A 21,199-nucleotide genomic window follows, 5' to 3' on the forward strand; every position below is an offset into this window, starting at 1 on the left:
AAATTCAAAGTCTCTCTCCTTTTAGGAGAGAGATTTAGAGAGAGGTTTTCCAGATACCGTGAAAAGTCAGGAATATTAATATGAAATTCCTAATTATTGCTAGAGACGTTCCAATACGGTTCGGATAAAATTTTTTGATGAAAATTATAGATCACAAAGACGCGATAAATCGCCGTCTTTACAATAAAAAGTCCTTTGTAGAGACGGCGATTTATCGCGTCTCCTGCCCTAACCGAACCGTATTGAGAGACGTTCCGGCGGAACGTCTCTACAAAGGCGGGTTTTAATGTTACAATCATCCGTCAAAATTTAAAATTCATATTTAAAATCAGCAACGCCCCATGTTCTATTTATACTCATCTGCGTCTATCCGCGTTTATCTGCGGTTTAAACTCTTATTACCCCAATCCGAGAAAACCAGAAATCAGCGGCAACAATTTACCACACGCTTCAACCAATGTAGCCGCGCTGGGTAAACCAGAAATTGTCCCTTTTAAAATCTTCATAGCCGTTTTCGCTGACTTTTGCATCGCTCCTTCTTGGGGATTTTTCCCTGCTTCTGCTAAAGCCTTCACTTGTTCTAAAGCCTCGGCTTTATCTTCCTCGCTTAAATTTGTGTCAGCTTCAATTGCTGTTTGCAATTGCGTCAATAATTCCTTAATTCCCGGTTTCTCTGGTTCATCAGATTTTGGTAACTCGTTGATAGTGTTTGTTACCGTACCGCTGATTTCACCTAAATTCAAAGCTTGTCCGCTAGCATTAAAATCTCCGCCGACACTGCCAATATTGATTTTGCGGCTGGCATCATTGCTGTTAGTCATATTTTGATTTTCTAATTTATTTTCAACTTGAACATTTATAGGTTTATTCGCTAAAGAGATAATCATCTCTGGAATCTTCGCACTTTGTTGGCGATGAAAGAGTATTTCGTCATCTTTAGCTTGTAGTACTGCTTTATATTTTTCTTCTACAGCTTGCAGTGCTATTTGATAATTGTTTGTAAAGTCGCTATGAATCTTTTCTTTATCAGCACCATCAGGTACACCGACTTTAACGACAACAACCCCATCACCTTTATTTTCAATACTCTGTAGGGCTAATTCTGTGTCTTCATTTTCGGCTTGTACTTTATTGAAAGCGGTAACAAAAGCTTTCCAGTCGATGCCGTTGCGGAATATTAAATCAACTGTATTTAAAACCTCTTCAAACAGCTTGGTAAATTCCCCTGGTTGAAAGTCGCCACTACTGGGACGGCATTCGCGGTCATCGATTCCCAGTTTGGGATATTCTAGAAGATAGACAAAGCGACAATCTACATTATCTAACTTAGTTGTACTGTCAATATTCCATGCTTCTACACAAGCGCCGGTCATTTGAGCGCTGGTAAAATCAGTGGTAACAGCTTGAGTGAGAGTCAGGTTTGCCCACTCTAAACAAGCTCTTTCAAAGGTGGCTACAATAATATCAGCACCTTTAAAATTAGCCTCTTTCAAGTCTGCACCTTTGAGATTTGCGCCTCTTAAGTTAGCACCAGCATAGGATTTGTTTTTACCATTGCAAGTGACGAGCAAATTGAGAACATCTCGGTTAGTTAATATGGTGTTGCCAACTCTGGAAAATTCAAGTTTTTTGGCTTCGTAAAAACGGGTGCGTATTAGGTTTGCTTTTCTAAAATCTGTGTTTTTGAGAATTGCACCAGTAAAATTAGCATTAATCAAATTAGCACCACGAAAACTTGTGCCACCTGTAGCAGCAAAGGCAATGGCAAAAGAGCGAATCCATGCGTCTTGTTGATCTCCAGCTAAACTACACCAACGAATGTAAGTACCAAGAAGCGTTAAGACTCCAACAAAGGTCAACGCAAAGGCTCTGACAAAAACTTCAGTGAAAGCATAGTCGAAGATAACAACTATAGTGTTGATGAAGGCGACAGCGAAGACGACGGCGATGACTTCAGTCATCAAGCCAGCTAAGGTTCCAGCGACAGCAACAGCAACGGCTCCGGTAAGAGCAAAGGCAAAGGTGAAGATAAAAGCTCCGGCGAAAACAAGAGTGAGAACACCAATAAATTTGAAAGCTGTGATTGAGACTCCCACTACGTTGACGATATAGGCTGCGGTAACGGCTACAACTGCGGCGAAGACCGGGGTTCCTAATCTTGCTATTAAACCCTTCTTGTGGATAGTGACAAAAAACAAGAGTGGAAGCACAATTAGCCAGACTAGAACAACGATGACTCTTTTAACGTTAGTTTCAAAAATAAATGCTTGAAATGGTACCGGTATACTAAATACAATTAATGAAACGCCTGATAACCCCGACAGCAGCCATGAGACTATAAGCAACCCAATTACCCAACGCTTTTGTAGTCCAGCTTTAGCACCTGTGAAGTCAGCATCTTTAAGAATAGCGCTGGTAAAATTTGCCCCTCTAATATCTGCCTTGCTAAAGTTTGCCCCAGTCAGGTTTTGACCTTTAAAAGAGCGACCTCGGAGATTTTGACCGGAGTAGTCTGGCGGCATAACTGGGTCATTATCAGGTTATTGATGAGATTGTATACAACTTTGCTGGGCAATATTCCGGCTTTTGGCAAAATAAAGAATATACAAAAATTTTGGATGCAACACGCGGTATAAGAGCTTAACTGTGCGTCTCTACCTTTGAATGCTGAATTTATCAACAGCAATATTGAAGTTGGTGTAACCTAATACCGTTTCACAAAAACCTTGATACAAATACAGACCTGTAGAGACGTTCCGCCGGAACGTCTCTACGTGTATTCAACAAAAACGCAATTTGCTGTATGTATCGCTATTAACGTGAAATAATATAACATCTTGCACCATTCTCAAGAGCGCATCCAGACCCGCCCGGAAATCAATTTCCACAGATGATAGCATAAGTCCATTGAAACTGATAACTTGCATTAGTTGCAACAACCGCCTCAGAATGAATTCTGAGGCTAATAGCTCGCATTCGTCTAAAGACGACTGAGCAAGGGTTTGAGTCCACAAAGCGTGGACTTTAGCTAAAAGCTGTGGAGTTTTAACTCTGGGCGGGCGATGGTGCTAATTGAGAATGGTGCAAGTTATCAGTTGAAATGGACTAAAATTCTTACCGAGTCGTCTTTAGACGACTTTAGCTACTTGCTGTGGGAATTTATTCCTCGGCGGGTTATTGAGACTGCTGCAAGATATCAGCCCCTCACTAGCGGCGATCGCCACTAGCAATATATGAAAGAAACACATTTGTTTTTTTGCGCGTTTCTACTTATAAGGAACTACGGTATTTTTTATCTTAATTCATGACAAGGTAAAAAATCTTTCTTTTGGCTTTTTTAGCGATCGCTTGGAGACTGTATCCTTTAAGTATAGAATTGATAGGATATGGAATTTATGAATAACAAAAAGAAAGATAATTATCCTGAGAATACAACCGACATTGAGTTATCTAATCGCGAAGGGAAAGAAACTCCTAAAACACTTGATGTAGACGGTCATCGTCCAATTGACCCAAGTAGTATTCAAATTTCTGATACTTATGACATAGACGGTGAGCGTCCAATTGCCAAGAGTAATTTTAGCTCTTGTGATAGTTATGAAATAGATGGTCAGCGTCCAATTGGCAAGAGCAATTTTGAGAATCATCATACCCTAGACGTAGACGGTCATCGTCCAATTGACCCAGGTGATTTAGAGATTGAAGGTACTTATGATATTGATGGTGAACGTCCGATCGCTAAAAGCAATTTTCACGTTTCTGACACGATTGACATCGATGGTCAACGTCCAATCACCTCAAATAAACCGCAAAAATCGGAAAATATCAAAGATTGATTATGTAGACTAGTTCCCATACTTACAGCAGATTGCGTTGTTATGAAATACATGTAGAGACTACCAAGTGCTACGTCTGAGAGCGGGTTTTGGGTTTTACGTATGTACCTCCTAAGGAGTGAAATTTGCTGTAGTTATGCGATCGCACATCATCAGAATATCCCTCAGTCAGCTGTAGTGCGATCGCAATATCACTTCCCGTAGTATGCTTGTAATTGCATGTTACTAGGCGGTAAATTGTATGACGCCTCAATTTGAATATAGCCAGAATGTCAATCCCGAAGATGTTCTACGGTTAGGTAATATTCTTAAGCAGTGTTTTCTCGAACTTAGTGAAAACGAAAGCTACATCAATCGCGTTGGTGTAGAAAACCTCCGTGTCATCCATCAAAATAAGGAAATTGCTGGGGGACTAGCGCTGATTTCGATGAGTCAATGGTGGGGTGGTGTAAGTGTACCGATGACGGGAATTGCCGCAGTTGGCATTGCTTGTGAATATCGCGGAACAGGAGCTGCGATCGCTTTGATGCAGCACACCATCAAGGAACTTTATACTAACGGTGTACCCATCTCCATACTCTATCCAGCTACTCAACGCTTGTATCGCAAAGCGGGATATGAGCAAGCTGGTACAACTTGCGTTTGGGAAATTCCGGCTGAGAGTATCCAGGTTCGAGAGCAGTTATTACCTATCAAATCTGTAGTTCCGCTCAATCTTGAAGTATTTTATGACTTATACCACAAGCAAGCAACACTGAACAATGGAAATTTAAACCGCAATCAGTTTATGTGGGAGGGAGTCAGCAAACCATTGGAAAAAGAACCACTTTACGCCTATCTTATAGGGGAAGCTGACCAACCTCAAGGCTATATTATCTTCAGCCAAAACCCAGACAAGGATGGTGCTATTCTGCGAATTCACGATTGGGTAGTCCTGACAACTGCTGCTGCACAAACTTTCTGGTCATTTCTTGCCAATCATCGATCGCAAATTGACAAGATACGCTGGAGAAGTTCCCCAGTTGACTCTCTAAGTTTGCTGCTACCAGAGCAAACTGCCAAACTAAAGCATATCAGCCGTTGGATGCTGCGGGTGATAGATGTTGTTAAAGCGTTAGAAAAGCGGGGTTATCCAAAAAAAATTCAAACTGAACTGCACTTAGAAGTTGAAGATGACTTGATCGCCGAAAACAATGGTAAATTCATTTTATCCATTGCCAACGGACGCGGTGAAGTCACAAAAGGCGGAAAAGGCGAGTTACAGTTAGACATCAAAGGATTAGCACCGCTTTACACAGGTTTATTTACACCGCAGCAATTGCAAATAGCCGGAAAACTTCAAGGTACAGAAACATCTTTAGATACAGCTACACAAATCTTTGCAGGTTCCTCCCCTTGGATGATAGATTTCTTTTAAAAGTTAGTTGTTAGTGGATAGTGGTTAGTGGATAGTTGTTAGTGGATAGTGGTTAGTGGGGAGCGTAGATAACCATTAAGTGTCAACCATCAACTAACAACCACCACCCAAGAACTAACAACTAACAACCATCAACTAACAACCAACAATATGATGCATCAAAGTTCCGGTCGCTGGCGTTTAGGACTGTTGCTATCGCTTGTGACCGTTTTTTTATGGGGAATTCTACCTATTGCTTTGGCGGTAACATTGCAAACACTTGATGTTTACACTGTTACTTGGTTTCGCTTTGTGGTGTCATTTGCATTGCTTGCCGCTTATTTGGGAGTGCGAGGTAAATTACCAACCTTAATACAACTGCGTTCTGCTTCTTGGAAGTTGTTAGCGATCGCTATTATCTTTTTGGCTAGTAATTATGTTCTTTTCTTGCAAGGTTTAGCGTTAACATCACCCGCTAACGCCGAAGTTATCATTCAACTAGCGCCGGTGTTATTAGGTTTCGGTGGTTTAGTTCTTTTTCACGAACGTTATAAATTGCGTCAGTGGCTGGGTGTGAGTGTACTAATTTTTGGTTTTTTATTGTTCTTTCACGAACAATTAAATAATTTAATTACAGCGCGTGGAGCATATCTTTTAGGTACTAGTTTAACTGTATTGGGAGCGATCGCATGGGCGATTTATGCTTTAGCACAAAAACAATTATTACAATCTTTATCTTCTGCCAGCATTATGCTGATTATTTATGGAGGATGTACTTTATTATTCACTCCCTTTGCTCATCCAAATACAATTTTGACACTCGATTTTTTGCATGGCGGAATGTTGTTTTTTTGTGCTTTAAATACTTTAATTGCTTACGGTGCTTTTGCAGAAGCATTAGAGCATTGGGAAGCATCGCGGGTAAGTGCAGTATTGGCTACGGCTCCGATTGTGACTTTAATATCAGTTGAAGTTGTATCAGTTGTGGCAAGTACTTTAATTGCGCCAGAACGTCTAACTTTGACAGGCATACTGGGCGCGGTTTTGGTTGTATCTGGTTGTGTAGCGATCGCTTTGGGAAAATCCAATTAATCTAAATTATTATCTAAGTAAATTTACTGGATTTTGCTGCAACTTAATTCCTGATTCATTGTTCCATTTTTCATACTGAAGCAGATTAATTTATTATTTGTTATGATGTAATAGCTACCTAAGAATTGTTAATTCATATCTTGCGAAGTAAGTAATTTGACTTATGTTAATAACTCTCAAGAAATTTTATTTTGAATTTCTTAATTAGAGAAAAAACAAAAATCAATACTTCACCAGGCGAATGGAATTTCCAAGATCCAGGGTGTCCGTAACTACCAAAGCAAACGCCTCTTAAAACAACATCACCATTCAACAGTTGATCGATGAACAGCTTGTTTGGTAATTGGACCAGCACCCTGAGAAAAAACTTTCTATGGCTGGTTCTCTCAACGCTGCTGCCTACACTTGGGATGAGTAATTCAGCACGGGCAGCAGAGCGAATTTATGCATCTTACTCGGCTCTAGAGCGTTCTATTTCCATCAATGCTTTGGAAGATTACGCGAAAAAGGGTGTAATTGACGACGATTTGGCAGTTTATCAGCAATATGTGCAACCACAACAGCTTCAGGAGTTACGTCGTGCTTTAGTCACACCAATCAAAGTTAACTCCGTAGCGGTTTCGCAATTTCTTTACACACCCCAAGGAGAATTTCTTCTCGGACGTTTGGGAGAAGTGATTAAAAGCGAATCTCGTCAACCCAAACCCGGATTTCATGCTTTACGTTCAGCGCTGATTTTAGCTTCTGCGGAACCACAAGGCTTAACGTTATTAAATTTGTTAAGAAAGTATCCCAGCCGCAGCATCCACATTGATTTAGCCCGTAGCCTGGGGATAGCCGGAGAACTGGAAAAACTCGTTAGTGAGACCAATCGAGCGATCGCCGCAGTTTCCCAAAAGTCTAATACAGAAGCCGCGACTATCCAACCATCACCAAATCTTTCGCAATTGCCAGACTTACGTCGCAAAGGACAGTTTGCAGTCAAAGATAAACAGACACTAAAGATTTTTGACTTAGCACGGAATCGGCTTTTACTGACTGATGTTTACCTTCCCAATATTTCCAAACCTGCACCAGTAATTGTAATTTCTCATGGTGTCGGTTCAGACAGCGGCAACTTTGAATATTTAGCGAATCACTTAGCATCCTACGGGTTTGTTGTGGTTGTTCCCAATCATCCGGGTAGCGATGCCAAACAACTGCAATCCCTTTTGAATGGACGCGCTAATGAAGCTGCAAAACCAGAGGAATTTGTTGACCGTCCTTTAGATGTCAAACATGTACTTGATGAATTGGAGATGCGGAACAAATCCGATTCTCGATTTAAAGGACGGCTAAATCTGCAACAAGTTGGCGTAATTGGTCAATCATTTGGTGGCTACACAGCTTTAGCTTTGGCTGGTGCTAAAATTAACTTTCAGCAATTAGGAAAAGATTGTACTCAGCAGGCGTTAAAACATACTTGGAATGTATCTTTATTGCTTCAATGTCGCGCTTTGCTATTGCCAAACAATCAGTATAACTTGCGGGATGAGAGAGTTAAAGCAGCGATCGCTCTTAATCCAATTACTAACAGTATCTTCGGAGAAGCTGGTTTAAAGGAAATTCAAACTCCCGTGATGATTGTTGGCAGCAGTGATGATACCATTGCCCCAGCTTTATACGAACAAATTCTGCCGTTTTCCTGGATTGCCAACACCCAAAAGTACCTAGTTATGCTTGAAGGTGGAACCCACTTTTCGACCATTGGCGAAACCAAGAACACCACTGAACAAGTAGGATTACCTTCAGCGATAGTTGGTGACAATCCAGCACAAGCGCGTCGTTACATAAATGCTTTGAGTTTGCCTTTTTTTGAAACTTACGTTGCCAGAACCTCAAAATACATTCCTTACCTCAACGCAGCTTACGTCAAAAGCATTTCCAGCCAACCTGTCGGTTTAAGTCTCGTCCAGTCATTGACGACAACCGAATTAGCGCAAGCACTAAATGGTGAATAGTTAGTTGTTAGTGGATAATTGTTAGTGGATAGTTGTTGGTTGTCAAAAAGTACCCCATTCCTCTATGAGAGCCAGAATTGAAAACAGCGTACTTTTCTTACACCACGAGGACTTACCAGAATTTAAAAAAGGTGGTTCCGTGGTGAGGAATTCATACTTTTGGGCATTGCGTTCAATTGCTGGTCGTGCTGCACGTTATCGTGATTGGGAATATGAATCAGAAGTTTGGATAGCGCTGTCGCGGATGCTTTTATCCTTTACAGAATCTGGTTATTTAGGCTTAAAAGAAACCACCCTCGAATTTCCTCTATCTCAAGGTGAAATTCCCGATCTACTGCGGTCTATTTCCACCTGGGAATAGTTTTTCTCGTAGCGATCGCTACCCTACGGGAAAGCTCCGCTAACAGCGCTCAATTAGCATAATACGTTATGAATAAATAGCGCTAAAGTCAATTCTCTCCAACCACAACACTCATTGGTTGATATTCTGATTGTGACGGCTCTTGATTTGATTAATCCGAAACATCTAAAAAACTGCTTTACAGACTGTTGCTACTGTACTTCATGAACCTGCAATCCGCTGTATATTTAATTTGAACCGCTGACTTAACAACGCTCCAACTAACCAATACCAAAATCTGTGCAAGGCTTTCTAAATCTCAACAAACCATTTGACTGGACATCTCACGACTGTGTAGCGAAAACGCGCAAACTCTTGCGTCTCAAGCGCGTGGGACACGCAGGAACATTAGATCCAGCCGCTACCGGGGTGTTACCAATCGCACTTGGTAAGGCGACAAGATTATTGCAGTATCTACCAGGAAACAAAGCTTATAAAGCGACAATTCGCTTAGGTGTGCAGACTACAACTGATGATTTGCAAGGTGAAATTATCGCTTCTCAAATCTGTGCAGTCAGTTTAGCAGATGTGGAAACTGCACTTAAACAATTTGAGGGAAAAATTCAGCAAATACCCCCAAGTTACAGTGCAATTCAAGTTGAGGGGAAACGCCTGTATGATTTGGCACGTAAAGGCGAAGTGGTGGATGTGCCGGCGCGAACAGTTGAGATTTTTCAGATTGAAATATTGGATTGGCGATCTGGGGATTTTCCCGAATTGGATGTAGCGATCGCCTGCGGATCTGGTACATATATTCGAGCGATCGCTCGCGATTTAGGTAACGTTTTACAAACTGGGGGTACTCTCGCTGCTTTGACACGTACCCAAAGCAGCGGTTTTGACTATTCAGACAGTCTCACCTTTAGCGACTTAGAAGCAGGAACCTTTCAACCAACTCCCCCGGATGCACCTTTACAACATTTACCATCTGTCACCTTAGACGCAACATCTGCTCAAAAATGGTGTCAAGGACAGCGTATTCCGGTAATAGATATTACCGGAACAGTGCGAGTTTACCATGAAGACGGGCTTTTTTTAGGAATAGCCCAAACAGAAGCTGATATGTTGATTCCGACAATGGTATTTGAGCCAATTTCTTAATTAACTAAACACCGTAAGTCCCCCACCTGAATTTTGTACCCAAAATCAGTGGCAAGATATAAGGTGGGCTTCGGAGGAAGTGACCGACCACCAATAATAACCGCAGGTTATTGCGGGATGTCGGTCGGTGACGAATTGCCAATCTTTGTATCTGGAAGTAAATCGATATACTCTTCTATCAATTGGGTTAGCGTTTTATCTTTATTTGCCGCATAGTTTCTAAATTTATTCATTCTTCGTGTCGATATTCGCAAACTTATTCTACATTCTTTCATTTAATCCACCCAGTAGCCATACGTTGATGTTATCATATTTGTCGGAGGTAAAACAAATGAGAACTTCATATCAATACCGATTGCGTCCAACAAAACAGCAAATAACTCAAATTGACAGATGGCTAGACATGCTACGTTGTCAATACAACTATTTGCTAGCTGACCGTTTTCGATGGTATGAAGAAAATCGATGTTCTATCAATTCTTGTTCTTTATTTGTTTGCCATTTACCGGAGTTACGAAATAATCCAAATTACTATAGCCAACAAAACTCATTACCTCAATTAAAGAAGGACAGACCGTGGTACAAGGAAATTCACTCGCAAGTTTTGCAAAATGCAGCGAAACGAGTGGAATTAGCTTATCTTAGATTCCTGGGTGGAGATTGTAATGGGAAACGAAGCGGAAAACCAAGATTCAAAGCTTCTAACCAATACAAAACCTTTACGTATACATCCATGAAAGATGATTGCATTGATAGTGGCTTTATAACTCTTCCTAAGTTTGGGAAAGTGAAGCTAATTCAACATCGTGCAATACCTGATGGATTCAAGATAAAGACTTGTTCTATCACTAAAAAAGCCGATGGGTACTATGCAACTTTGAGCTTAGAGGATAAAACTGTTCCGACTATCAAGCCTGATTTCAACCCTGATTCTATAACTGGTATTGATGTTGGTTTAAAAGAATTCTTGACTACTTCCGATAATGATGTAGTAAAAATTCCACAGTATTATCGAAAAGCTCAAAAGCGTTTACGGGTTATCCAAAAACGAGTATCTCGCAGAAAAAAGGGAAGCAACAAAAGAAATAAAGCTGTCAAACAATTAGGGAAGCAACACAAGAAAGTTGCGGATAAAAGGAAAGACTTTCACTTTAAAACCGCTAACAATCTGTTGAAAAAATATGATGTTATTGCGGTTGAAGATTTGAATGTAAAAGGACTTGCACGTACCCGATTAGCTAAATCTATTACGGACGCTGGAGGGCACGCGCTTTCTGTCGATACTACAAATCAAAGCCGAAAATGCTGGATTATGTGTTATCCTTTGTCACGCGTCTGGCACAAGTCAAGATTGCTCTAATTGTGGTGTGAAAGTTCCTAAAAAGCTGCACGTAAGATGGCATGACTGTCATAATTGTGGATGCAGTTTAGATCGCGATCATAACGCCGCGATAAATATAAAAAATAGAGCGGTAGGGCATTCCGTTCTCAAAAGCCAAGAGCCTCCTCAGCGATAGCCGGATTGTCTTGGAAGCCTACACTGTACCCGTCATCGGGTCAGTGTAGGAGATGTCACAGTTCTGATGCCGTATCTGGGGCAACCACTTCGCCAGTACCAATTTGTAATATCATGTCTTGGTCAGTAATCAATTCATTAAGTTCTTTTACTTGCAAATTCATTTCCTCACAAGCTTGCCGTAATTCACGCGCAAAAGTGTTGAGATCCTCACCATATCCACATTGGTGAGCAGCCGTTTCAATTCCCTGTTTGGCATTCGCTCTAGCACAATCTACTAGCTCTGTGCCTTGCAATCGTGTTGGGGATGCCATAGCCGTAATTTTTATGTATTAAGTGTTCTTTACAAGATTATCAACTTGAAGGTAATTTTTCATCCCTCTAATGGTTGAGGAAAAAAGACTGTACTTTTTGTGCGAACTTTCCTTCTTAAATGTTATCAATAGATAACATCTGCGTCTGCAAAATTGTCCACGGTGGTGAATCGTCTGAGAAAACTATATTTTTTCAAAGTTAATTTATCTAATTTTTCCTAGTTATATTTAACAAATATGGTTTTCCTATATACTGATGCTTTCGTCACCATAGCCACGATAAACCTGGATGCCTTAGTAAAATTTTATACTGACTTTTTCAAAAAAGAACCAGTAAAACTCATGCCAAATATTTATGCTGAGTTTCAATTAACAGGTGTAAAATTAGGTATTTTCAAAGCCAAAAAAACTAATGAATCTGAATTTATTAACTCACTTAAAAGTAAGATGAGTTTATGTTTAGAGGTGAGTAATTTGGAAGATGCGATCGCTCACCTTACCGTCTTAGGTTATCCCCCACCAGGAAAAATCACAACCGCTTCTCACGGTAGAGAAATTTACGCTTACGATCCTGATGGCAATAGAATAATTTTGCATCAATCTAAAATGGATAGTGGATAGTGGATAGTGGTTAGTAGTTAGTGGTTAGTGGTTAGTGGTTAGTGGATAACCATCAACCAACAACTATCAACCATCAACCATCAACCAACAACTATCAACTATCAACCAACAACCATCAACTATCAACCAACAACCATCAACCAACAACCAACAACCAACAACTATCAACTAACTAACAAATGTCCATAACTCAAAATTATAAATTAAACCTGATTCAATGGTATCCCGGTCACATTGCCAAAGCTGAAAAGAAGCTTAAAGAGCAGCTAAAGCGTGTAGATGTAGTGCTGGAAGTACGAGATGCACGCATACCTTTAGCGACAAACCATCCGCAAATGACTGAATGGGTAGGGAGTAAAGAGCGGGTATTGGTGCTAAACCGAGTAGATATGATTACACAAAGAGCGCGATCGCTTTGGATAGATTGGTTTCAGCGCCAAGGTGAAGTGCCTTATTTTACCAATGCCCAACAAGGTCAAGGCGTAATTGCGGTATCAAAAGCAGCACAAGCAGCTGGAATAGAGATAAATAAAAGAAGAAGCGATCGCGGAATGCTACCCCGTCCCGTCCGCGCTGTAGTCATTGGTTTTCCCAACGTCGGTAAATCAGCTTTGATTAACCGCTTAGTGGGAAAGCGAGTAGTCGAAAGTGCTGCTCGTCCTGGTGTAACTCGTTCCTTGCGCTGGGTGCGAATTTCTGAGCAATTAGAATTGCTTGATGCTCCTGGTGTCATCCCCCTAAAGTTAGAAGACCAAGAAGCAGCATTAAAGTTAGCGATTTGTGACGATATTGGCGAAGCATCTTATGATAATCAACTAGTAGCATCAGCACTCGCAGATTTAGTCATATACTTAGAAGCCGTAGCAACTAACGTATTACCGAAAAAACCCTTCGAGAATCGTTACGACCTCGACTCCACAACCGACACTGGAGAAGCATATTTACACGCTTTAGCTCTTCATCGTTACAAAGGTGATGTCGAGCGCACCGCAAGGCAACTTTTAACCGATTTTCGCAAAGGATTTCTCGGTACAATTCCTTTAGAATTACCACCTAACGCGCTAACAACCTTTTCGAGCGATTTTTGAGTAAAACTGCTACTCAAATGGCGCGGATCATCTTTTCTAAATATGTTTAACTATGAAGCCATAAGCGATCGCTATTATTCAAGTCACTGTAGAGCGCTAATTCACTCTAGTTAGTTGTTGGGGGAATGGCTGTCACATTTAGTACATATAGTTGCCGAAAGCCCTTAACAGTGTCATAAAGAAATAGTGAAGGGCTAACCCTTACCGTATTGGTTGCTAGCACCCCAGCTGGGAGTGGATTAATCTATCATTGTCATGACTGAACTCAAACTACTCCTACAAGAGGGAGATAACGACACAACGGTGACGGTGAATCAAGATGTATTCACCATCGGACGTTTGCCTGAATGTGACTTATACTTACCTTTTGGGGGAGTTTCTCGTTCCCATGCTCGCGTAGTGAAAATTGCTGCCGATGTGTGGACTATTGAAGACTTGGGCAGCAAAAACGGCACGCAATTAAATGAACACCTTGTTACCTCTCCTCAAAAGTTGCAGCACGGCGATATTTTATGGTTAGGCGATGTTAGTTTATTAGTATTGTATGCAGATTATAGTGAACCGCCACTCAGCCCCAGACAACAGGAAGTTGCTGAACAAAGAACAATTCTTCGCAATGTCCAACAATTGCAAAAAAAATGGATAGAACCCAACGGTAAAGACGGCAAGACAACTAATAAAGACCAAACCATTGCCCGACTCAAAGACTTAGTAGATATAGCCAAGAATCTGTGTGCAGCCGCATCTATTGAAGAGATTTTCTCACAGGTACAGCAAGTTATTTTTCGTTACCTCGACAGTATCGATCGCTTGGCATTGTTAATTGATGTGCATGGAGGCGGTAAACTAGAGTTAATGAACTCTGCTACTAGAAAAGCTTCCCAACAAGAAAATTTAGCAACCGATGGCAGTTGGATTAGCCGTAGTATCTGCCAAAAGGTATTTGCCGAAAAAGTCGCGATTCAAACTGCTGATGCTCAAAAAGATGAACGATTTGCTGGAGAACACAGCATTTTAGTCAAAGGCATTCGCAGCGCAATGGCTGTACCTTTATGGGATGAAAATAAAGTTGTCGGCGTTCTTTATGCTGATGCTACCCTTTCTTCTTATCATTGGGACAATGAAGGCGAAGAAGAATTGAGCTTCTTTTCAGCTTTGGCAAATCTTGTCGCTTCTAGCGTTCAACGTTGGTTGTTGGTAGAAAAACTTAAAGCTGAAGAAGTGATTCGTCACAGATTAGAACGCTATCATTCTCCCGCAGTTGTGCAACAGTTGATATCTGTGGGAGGATTGCCTAATGGTCGTTTAGCACCCGTAGAAACTGAAATCAGCATTTTATTTGCCGATTTAGTCGGCTTTACAGCAATTTCTGAACGAGTTACACCAACAGAAGTTGCTCAATTATTAAATAATTTATTTGAAGAAATGTTACAAGAAGTGTTTGGCTGGGGCGGCACTTTAGATAAATATATTGGCGATTGTATTATGGCATTTTTTGGCGCACCGGAACTGCAATTAGATCATGCAGATCGAGCAGTCGCTGCTGCCAAGGGTATGTTAACTCGTCTCGAACAGCTTAACGCCAATGGTTTTTGGCAAGAACCGCTACAGTTACGCATTGCAATTAACAGCGGTAAGGCTGTTGTTGGCGATGTCGGCAGTTCCCAAAGAGTTGATTATACTGCTTTGGGCGCAACTATTAATCTGGCGGCGCGGATGGAAGCTGTTTGTCCTCCTAGTGAATGTGTCATTAGTGAAGTTACTTATAAAATGCTTTCCCAACCCTATGATTTTCAAGAGATGGGAAATTACAGTTTCAAAGGCATTAATCGATTAGTCAAGGTTTATCAGACGAAAATGCATGATTTGGCAAGTGGTTAGTAGTTAGTGGATGGTGGTTAGTGGGTAAGAGTAATTTTTGACAACCATCAACCAACAATCAATAACATAGTATAAATACTGAGAAAAATGTATATTTTATTTAAACTTAAGTTGCGAAACTTTAACATTAAGAAACCAAATCTTGTTTAACAGACTAGAATTTGGGTGGTAGCTGCCGTAATTACTATGTGTAAGACTATAAAGCTACTGTAAATTATTTTCAACGGGAAGTCAGGTTATGGCGATCGCCACCATTAATCCCGCTACAGGGGAAACACTTAAAATTTTTGAGCCGCTAACTGATGCGGAAATTGCCGCTAAGTTGGATTTGGCAGGTTTGGCTAATGATTCGTATCGCAAAACTAGTTTAGTAGAGCGATCGCACGCTCTACAACAAGCTGCTGATATCTTAGACAAAGAAAAAGCTGACTTTGCTAAGATAATGACCTTGGAAATGGGCAAACCCTATAAAGCTGCCATTTCTGAAGTCGAAAAATGCGCCGCTGTCTGTCGCTACTACGCTGAACATGCGGCTGAATTTCTCGCCGATGTTGCCGTAGAAACCGATGCTAGCCGTAGTTTTGTTCGCTACCAACCATTAGGTATAATTCTCGCCGTCATGCCGTGGAATTTCCCCTTTTGGCAAGTATTCCGCTTTGCTGCACCGGCATTGATGGCAGGTAATGTTGGCTTGTTGAAACACGCTTCTAATGTGCCGCAGTGTGCCTTGGCAATTGAGGATATCATCCAAAGGGCAGGTTTTCCCAAAGGTGCTTTTCAAACACTATTAATTGGTGCTGCCAAGGTAGCAGACCTAATGGCTGACGACCGAGTTAAAGCTGCTACCTTGACAGGAAGCGAACCCGCAGGTGCATCACTCGCTGCTGCTGCGGGGAAACAAATTAAAAAGGTCGTTTTAGAATTAGGCGGAAGCGATCCGTTTATCGTGTTAGAGAGCGCTGACTTAGAAACAGCAGTTGCAACAGCGACTACAGCGCGGATGTTGAATAACGGGCAATCATGTATTGCAGCGAAACGTTTTATTGTGGTGGAAGCGATCGCCGATAAATTTGAAAAATTACTCTTAGAAAAATTCCAAGCGCTAAAAGTTGGCGATCCGATGTCACCAGACACCGATTTAGGACCCCTGGCAACTCCCGGTATTCTCCAAGAATTAGACCAACAAGTGCAAGCAAGTCTCAAAAGTGGGGCAAAAATTCTCATCGGTGGACAACCTTTAAGCGATCGCCCTGGTAACTACTATCCGCCCACGATTCTTATTGATATTCCCACAGATAGCCCCACCGCACAAGAGGAATTTTTTGGACCTGTGGCAATGTTATTTCGGGTTCCCGATATCGATGCGGCAATCAAGCTCGCTAATGATACACCTTTTGGTTTAGGTGCAAGCGCTTGGACGCAAAATGAGGAGGAGAGCGATCGCTTAATTTCCGAAATCGAAGCCGGTGCCGTATTTATTAACAGTATGGTAAAATCCGACCCCCGTATGCCTTTTGGTGGCATTAAGCGTTCTGGGTATGGACGGGAATTGAGTATTCAAGGCATACACGAGTTTGTCAATGTTAAAACAGTGTGGGTTAAGTGATTTTAACCGCTGATGCACGCGGATGGACGCAGATAAAAGAGGAAATTATCGGCGTTTATCTGCGGTTGTTATATCTTTTGCTAGTAAGGAAATTAAATGAATACAGCGGATCTACTGATACAGTGTTTAGAAAATGAAGGGGTGCAATATGTTTTCGGACTCCCTGGAGAAGAAAATTTGCACGTTTTGGAAGCATTGAAAAATTCTTCCATTCAATTTATCACTACCCGTCACGAACAGGGTGCGGCATTCATGGCAGATGTCTACGGACGCCTGACTGGAAAAGCTGGGGTGTGTCTTTCTACACTTGGTCCTGGAGCGACTAACTTGATGACGGGTGTAGCTGATGCTAACCTGGATGGTGCGCCTTTGGTAGCAATTACCGGGCAAGTTGGCACAGATAGAATGCACATCGAATCGCATCAATATTTAGATTTGGTAGCGATGTTTGCCCCGGTAACAAAGTGGAATAAGCAAATTGTGCGACCGAGTATTACACCAGAAGTTGTGCGAAAAGGCTTTAAAGTAGCGCAAAGTGAAAAACCTGGTGCAGTTCACATTGATGTACCGGAAAATATTGCCGCTATGCCTGTAGAAGGGAAACCTTTGCAGAAGCATAATATTGAAAAAACCTATGCTTCTTTTGCGAGTATTCGGGCAGCAGCAGCAGCAATTTCTCAGGCGGTTAATCCGTTAATATTAGTGGGAAATGGAGCGATTCGCGCTCAAGCTAGTGATGCTGTGACGCAATTTGCTACCCAAATGAATATTCCTGTTGCCAATACATTTATGGGCAAAGGTGTAATTCCTTATACTCATCCTTTGGCATTGTGGTCAGTGGGATTGCAACAGCGAGATTTTATCACTTGTGCTTTTGATAAGGCAGATTTAGTGATAGCGATCGGCTATGATTTGATTGAATTTTCGCCGAAGAAATGGAATCCTAGCGGCAAAATTCCCATTGTTCATATTGCGGCAAATCCGGCAGAAATTGATAGTAGTTATATACCCCGTACTGAAGTTGTCGGGGATATTTCTGATTCTCTGGATGAGATTTTAAAGTTAGCAGATAGACAAGGTAAACAGAACCCATTTGCCATCACTTTACGGTCAAGTATTCGTGCCGATTACGAACAATACGCTAATGATGACGGATTTCCGATTAAGCCACAAAAGTTAATTTATGACTTGCGGCAAGTGATGGGACCAGAAGATATTGTTATATCTGATGTCGGCGCACATAAAATGTGGATTGCCCGTCATTATCATTGTCATAGTCCGAATACTTGTCTGATTTCTAATGGCTTTGCCGCAATGGGTATTGCCATTCCTGGTGCTTTAGCCGCAAAACTCGTTTATCCTAATCGTAAAGTTGTCGCTGCAACTGGTGATGGCGGATTTATGATGAATTGCCAAGAATTAGAAACTGCTTTACGAGTTGGTACACCTTTTGTCACCTTAATTTTTAATGATGGTGGCTACGGTTTAATTGAGTGGAAACAAGAAAATCACTTTGGCAAAGGTAGATCATCTTTTGTGCATTTTGGCAATCCTGATTTTGTCAAATTTGCCGAAAGTATGGGTTTAAAAGGCTACCGTGTTGAATCTGCTACTGATTTAGTTCCGATTCTCAAAGAAGCTTTAGCACAAGATGTACCAACAGTGATAGATTGTCCTGTAGATTATCGCGAAAACAGCCGCTTTAGTCAAAAAGCCGGCGAGTTGAGTTGCGAAGTCTAGGAAATAGGGGCGGCTTCCCCGCTCCTAAATATCGCAACCGTCGTAGAGACGTTCCGCCGGAACGTCTCTACATATAATTGACAGACTACTAGTCGCTAGCAGAGGAGTTGACTGGCAACGGCAGCAAGGTACTCGCCCTAACTACAGACATCACCCACTGTGATCAAGTGAAGAAATTGGTCGATGCAGCCGTGTAGACATACGGGCGTATCGACGCTTATATTACCGCAAACCCTCATCAAACCCACAGTAACGAAAACGATTTTTTCTAAACCTGAAATCTGCTCTATAAGCCAAAATGTTTATAGGTATGAAATAACTCAGGTAAATTCAACATGGATATCAAAAACGGCTTTGTAGGAACTGTTGGTAACACACCGCTGATTCGCTTAACCAGCTTTAGCGAAGATACTGGCTGCGAAATTCTCGCAAAAGCAGAATTTCTCAATCCTGGAGGTTCCGTCAAAGACCGCGCCGCACTTTATATTATTGAAGATGCTGAAAAGAAAGGTTTACTCAAACCCGGTGGTACTGTCGTTGAAGGAACAGCCGGTAATACAGGTATTGGATTAGCACATATTTGTAACGCCAAAGGTTACAAATGTTTAATTATTATTCCTGATACTCAATCGCAAGAAAAAATGGACGCGATGAGAGCGTTGGGTGCTGAAGTTCGCCCCGTCCCCGCTGTACCATATAAAGACCCCAATAACTACGTTAAGTTATCTGGCAAAATCGCCGCAGAGATGGAAAACGCAATTTGGGCGAATCAGTTTGATAACTTAGCTAATCGTCGCGCTCACTACGAAACCACAGCAGCAGAAATTTGGGCGCAAACAGATGGTAAAATAGATGGCTGGGTAGCTTCAACTGGCACAGGGGGAACATTTGCGGGTGTGGCGATGTACCTGAAAGAGAAAAATCCGGCGATTAAATGCGTAGTTGCCGACCCAATGGGTAGCGGACTTTACAGTTATATTAAATACAAAGAAATTAAATTAGAGGGTAATTCGATTACCGAAGGTATTGGTAACAGTCGGATTACAGCAAATATGGAAGGGGCGCCAGCTGATGATGCGATTCAAATCGATGATAAAGAAGCTTTGCGAGTAGTTTATCAGTTGTTAAGAAAAGACGGGCTATTAATGGGCGGTTCCACAGGAATTAATGTTGGTGGTGCGATCGCACTAGCGAAACAAATGGGACCTGGACATACTATCGTCACTATTTTATGTGATAGCGGTTCTCGTTACCAATCACGGATATTCAACCCGGAATGGCTGGCGTCAAAAGGACTGTCAGTAGATTAGTTAGTTAGAGTGTGGTTAGTTGTTAGTGGTTGGTTGTTAGTTGTCGTGCAACTCCCCCACTCCTCCCCATCCCCCTTTACGAATGTCAAACACTCAAGCATCCCATTCCCTAACTACAGATCCATCCGCTTCTTCTAAATGCGTGCGGGTATGTCAAAATCGTACTTGTAAAAAGCAAGGTGCGGCTAAGGTATTAGCTGCTTTTAAGGCTTCAGTAGTTCCTGGGGTGATGGTGACACCTACCGGCTGTTTGGGACAATGCGGTAATGGTCCGATGGTGTTGGTGTTGCCCGATCGCGTCTGGTATAGTCGTGTCTGTCCTCAGGAAGTGCCAATGGTAGTAGAACAGCATTTACTCAACGGTCACGAAGTTAAAAAAATGCAGTAATATCGGTTTCATTCCGGACACCAAGGTGATTAAAAATATAAAGGACTGCACTCTTTTTTAATCTTTGCGAGGCATCCTATGAATATTCAGCAGCTACGTGAATCATTGAAAATAAAGTGGCTGAATTACTACTTTGAAAATCGTCCCTGGTTAGTAAAAATGCAAATTTGGGGGACTTATGATGGTCAACGACGTCCAAGCAGTGGTTTTCTGTTGGCAACTTTATCTGTTTTAGAACCGCAACTTGATGAGATTTTTCCGTTGATTGTGGATCTAAATAGTAATCCCGATCGCATTGTTGCTGCATTAGGTCTTAACTTCAATCCCGACCGACATTTAGATTTAATTAAATCGGAAAATACGATGATTATCACAGAGGAGATTAGCGAACCTCTCCCCTTGGTTAGAGATGCTGTCAAAAACGAAGTTGAAACTAATACTAATGAAGCGTTGATGACAACAGAAGTCAAAAATAATGACAAACCTGAAGTTGAAAGCAAGAATAAATCTAAGGCATCGGGATTTACAACTAAAGTTGAAACCAAGGGCAAACCTGATAATAAACATAGCAAAACTTCATCTTCTAACCTTTCTCCCTGGCGAAAAGAGGCGAAAAAAAGCGTTGCTGTGCTTCCGGGTGATGTTATCCGAATGAATCCAACAAGCGAGCGATCGCACTCAGTTTCCAACCAATTATCTCGCAATAGCAAACCGCTTGCTGTGGCTACAATTGAAAGTCAAGCCAAGGATGTAAAAATGCAACGCAAAGATGTTCAGAGTCAAGTTAATTCATCAGCTACTAATGCCAGTAATCTACCTTCTTGGATAGATGAGTTTTGTAAAGGTGTTGGTTAATAGAATTTAGGGAGACAAGGGGACAGGGGGACAGGGGGACAAGGGGACAAGGGGA

At 41.6% G+C, this 21,199-nt stretch carries 18 protein-coding genes and 1 pseudogene; 17 read left to right on the forward strand and 2 right to left on the reverse strand.

All coding sequences use genetic code 11. The features are described from left to right. Window positions 1-398: 398 nt before the first annotated feature. Window positions 399-2,522, reverse strand: a complete 2,124-nt coding sequence (locus tag TOL9009_RS0112955) for a pentapeptide repeat-containing protein (protein ID WP_029633187.1) — start codon at window positions 2,520-2,522, stop codon at window positions 399-401. Between the two features lie 540 nt (window positions 2,523-3,062). Between TOL9009_RS0112955 and TOL9009_RS47240 the strand changes: the two genes are divergently transcribed. From TOL9009_RS47240 to TOL9009_RS38990, 8 genes and pseudogenes are all read left to right on the forward strand, one after another. After that, the gene (locus TOL9009_RS47240; protein ID WP_186227547.1) at window positions 3,063-3,227 is read left to right on the forward strand and encodes a hypothetical protein; all 165 of its coding nucleotides are present in this window, start codon (window positions 3,063-3,065) and stop codon (window positions 3,225-3,227) included. 168 nt (window positions 3,228-3,395) lie between these two features. Continuing rightward, complete coding sequence (locus TOL9009_RS0112965; protein ID WP_029633188.1) at window positions 3,396-3,836, forward strand: hypothetical protein; 441 nt, start codon at window positions 3,396-3,398, stop codon at window positions 3,834-3,836. Window positions 3,837-4,077: 241 nt separating this feature from the next. Further along, window positions 4,078-5,253, forward strand: a complete 1,176-nt coding sequence (locus TOL9009_RS0112970) for a GNAT family N-acetyltransferase (RefSeq protein WP_029633189.1) — start codon at window positions 4,078-4,080, stop codon at window positions 5,251-5,253. A 153-nt stretch (window positions 5,254-5,406) separates the two neighbouring features. Further along, the gene (locus TOL9009_RS0112975) at window positions 5,407-6,324 is read left to right on the forward strand and encodes a DMT family transporter (RefSeq protein ID WP_029633190.1); all 918 of its coding nucleotides are present in this window, start codon (window positions 5,407-5,409) and stop codon (window positions 6,322-6,324) included. 323 nt (window positions 6,325-6,647) lie between these two features. Then, the gene (locus TOL9009_RS0112980; RefSeq protein WP_029633191.1) at window positions 6,648-8,324 is read left to right on the forward strand and encodes an alpha/beta hydrolase; all 1,677 of its coding nucleotides are present in this window, start codon (window positions 6,648-6,650) and stop codon (window positions 8,322-8,324) included. Window positions 8,325-8,388: 64 nt separating this feature from the next. Further along, window positions 8,389-8,685 (forward strand): hypothetical protein, encoded by a 297-nt coding sequence (locus TOL9009_RS0112985; protein WP_029633192.1) that lies wholly within the window; start codon window positions 8,389-8,391, stop codon window positions 8,683-8,685. Window positions 8,686-8,964: 279 nt separating this feature from the next. After that, complete coding sequence (gene truB, locus TOL9009_RS0112990; protein WP_029633193.1) at window positions 8,965-9,825, forward strand: tRNA pseudouridine(55) synthase TruB; 861 nt, start codon at window positions 8,965-8,967, stop codon at window positions 9,823-9,825. 331 nt (window positions 9,826-10,156) lie between these two features. Beyond that, window positions 10,157-11,391, forward strand: a pseudogene (locus TOL9009_RS38990) (RNA-guided endonuclease InsQ/TnpB family protein). A gap of 6 nt (window positions 11,392-11,397) precedes the next feature. Here TOL9009_RS38990 and TOL9009_RS0113000 read toward each other — a convergent pair. Next, a complete protein-coding gene (locus TOL9009_RS0113000) occupies window positions 11,398-11,655 on the reverse strand; it encodes a hypothetical protein (RefSeq protein WP_029633194.1) in 258 nt (85 codons plus the stop codon). Between the two features lie 237 nt (window positions 11,656-11,892). Between TOL9009_RS0113000 and TOL9009_RS0113005 the strand changes: the two genes are divergently transcribed. From TOL9009_RS0113005 to TOL9009_RS0113040, 9 genes are all read left to right on the forward strand, one after another. Further along, the gene (locus TOL9009_RS0113005; RefSeq protein ID WP_029633195.1) at window positions 11,893-12,276 is read left to right on the forward strand and encodes a VOC family protein; all 384 of its coding nucleotides are present in this window, start codon (window positions 11,893-11,895) and stop codon (window positions 12,274-12,276) included. A 41-nt stretch (window positions 12,277-12,317) separates the two neighbouring features. Continuing rightward, window positions 12,318-12,452 (forward strand): hypothetical protein, encoded by a 135-nt coding sequence (locus tag TOL9009_RS49300; protein ID WP_260675887.1) that lies wholly within the window; start codon window positions 12,318-12,320, stop codon window positions 12,450-12,452. 3 nt (window positions 12,453-12,455) lie between these two features. Beyond that, window positions 12,456-13,364, forward strand: a complete 909-nt coding sequence (gene ylqF, locus TOL9009_RS0113010) for a ribosome biogenesis GTPase YlqF (protein ID WP_029633196.1) — start codon at window positions 12,456-12,458, stop codon at window positions 13,362-13,364. A 255-nt stretch (window positions 13,365-13,619) separates the two neighbouring features. Then, window positions 13,620-15,245 (forward strand): adenylate/guanylate cyclase domain-containing protein, encoded by a 1,626-nt coding sequence (locus TOL9009_RS0113015; protein ID WP_029633197.1) that lies wholly within the window; start codon window positions 13,620-13,622, stop codon window positions 15,243-15,245. 238 nt (window positions 15,246-15,483) lie between these two features. Next, window positions 15,484-16,851, forward strand: coding sequence for an NAD-dependent succinate-semialdehyde dehydrogenase (locus tag TOL9009_RS0113020; protein WP_029633198.1), 1,368 nt, complete (start codon window positions 15,484-15,486; stop codon window positions 16,849-16,851). A 96-nt stretch (window positions 16,852-16,947) separates the two neighbouring features. Then, the gene (locus TOL9009_RS0113025) at window positions 16,948-18,591 is read left to right on the forward strand and encodes an acetolactate synthase large subunit (protein ID WP_029633199.1); all 1,644 of its coding nucleotides are present in this window, start codon (window positions 16,948-16,950) and stop codon (window positions 18,589-18,591) included. A gap of 335 nt (window positions 18,592-18,926) precedes the next feature. Next, window positions 18,927-19,901, forward strand: a complete 975-nt coding sequence (locus tag TOL9009_RS0113030; protein WP_029633200.1) for a cysteine synthase A — start codon at window positions 18,927-18,929, stop codon at window positions 19,899-19,901. Between the two features lie 82 nt (window positions 19,902-19,983). After that, entirely contained in the window at window positions 19,984-20,289 is a 306-nt protein-coding gene (locus TOL9009_RS0113035) for a (2Fe-2S) ferredoxin domain-containing protein (RefSeq protein ID WP_029633201.1), read from the forward strand. A 78-nt stretch (window positions 20,290-20,367) separates the two neighbouring features. Beyond that, window positions 20,368-21,144, forward strand: a complete 777-nt coding sequence (locus tag TOL9009_RS0113040; protein WP_029633202.1) for a DUF5331 domain-containing protein — start codon at window positions 20,368-20,370, stop codon at window positions 21,142-21,144. The last annotated feature ends 55 nt before the right edge of the window (window positions 21,145-21,199 follow it).

Origin of the sequence: [Scytonema hofmanni] UTEX 2349 (assembly GCF_000582685.1) — a bacterium.
GTDB classification, from domain to species: Bacteria; Cyanobacteriota; Cyanobacteriia; order Cyanobacteriales; family Nostocaceae; genus Hassallia; species Hassallia hofmanni.

Bases quoted from the DNA above. Each gene is read 5' to 3' on its own strand.
- TOL9009_RS0112955 (WP_029633187.1), bottom strand. From the start codon at position 2,522: ATGCCGCCAGACTACTCCGGTCAAAATCTCCGAGGTCGCTCTTTTAAA.
- TOL9009_RS47240 (WP_186227547.1), top strand. From the start codon at position 3,063: ATGGTGCTAATTGAGAATGGTGCAAGTTATCAGTTGAAATGGACTAAA.
- TOL9009_RS0112965 (WP_029633188.1), top strand. From the start codon at position 3,396: ATGAATAACAAAAAGAAAGATAATTATCCTGAGAATACAACCGACATT.
- TOL9009_RS0112970 (WP_029633189.1), top strand. From the start codon at position 4,078: ATGACGCCTCAATTTGAATATAGCCAGAATGTCAATCCCGAAGATGTT.
- TOL9009_RS0112975 (WP_029633190.1), top strand. From the start codon at position 5,407: ATGCATCAAAGTTCCGGTCGCTGGCGTTTAGGACTGTTGCTATCGCTT.
- TOL9009_RS0112980 (WP_029633191.1), top strand. From the start codon at position 6,648: ATGAACAGCTTGTTTGGTAATTGGACCAGCACCCTGAGAAAAAACTTT.
- TOL9009_RS0112985 (WP_029633192.1), top strand. From the start codon at position 8,389: ATGAGAGCCAGAATTGAAAACAGCGTACTTTTCTTACACCACGAGGAC.
- TOL9009_RS0113000 (WP_029633194.1), bottom strand. From the start codon at position 11,655: ATGGCATCCCCAACACGATTGCAAGGCACAGAGCTAGTAGATTGTGCT.
- TOL9009_RS0113005 (WP_029633195.1), top strand. From the start codon at position 11,893: ATGGTTTTCCTATATACTGATGCTTTCGTCACCATAGCCACGATAAAC.
- ylqF (WP_029633196.1), top strand. From the start codon at position 12,456: ATGTCCATAACTCAAAATTATAAATTAAACCTGATTCAATGGTATCCC.
- TOL9009_RS0113015 (WP_029633197.1), top strand. From the start codon at position 13,620: ATGACTGAACTCAAACTACTCCTACAAGAGGGAGATAACGACACAACG.
- TOL9009_RS0113020 (WP_029633198.1), top strand. From the start codon at position 15,484: ATGGCGATCGCCACCATTAATCCCGCTACAGGGGAAACACTTAAAATT.
- TOL9009_RS0113025 (WP_029633199.1), top strand. From the start codon at position 16,948: ATGAATACAGCGGATCTACTGATACAGTGTTTAGAAAATGAAGGGGTG.
- TOL9009_RS0113030 (WP_029633200.1), top strand. From the start codon at position 18,927: ATGGATATCAAAAACGGCTTTGTAGGAACTGTTGGTAACACACCGCTG.
- TOL9009_RS0113035 (WP_029633201.1), top strand. From the start codon at position 19,984: ATGTCAAACACTCAAGCATCCCATTCCCTAACTACAGATCCATCCGCT.
- TOL9009_RS0113040 (WP_029633202.1), top strand. From the start codon at position 20,368: ATGAATATTCAGCAGCTACGTGAATCATTGAAAATAAAGTGGCTGAAT.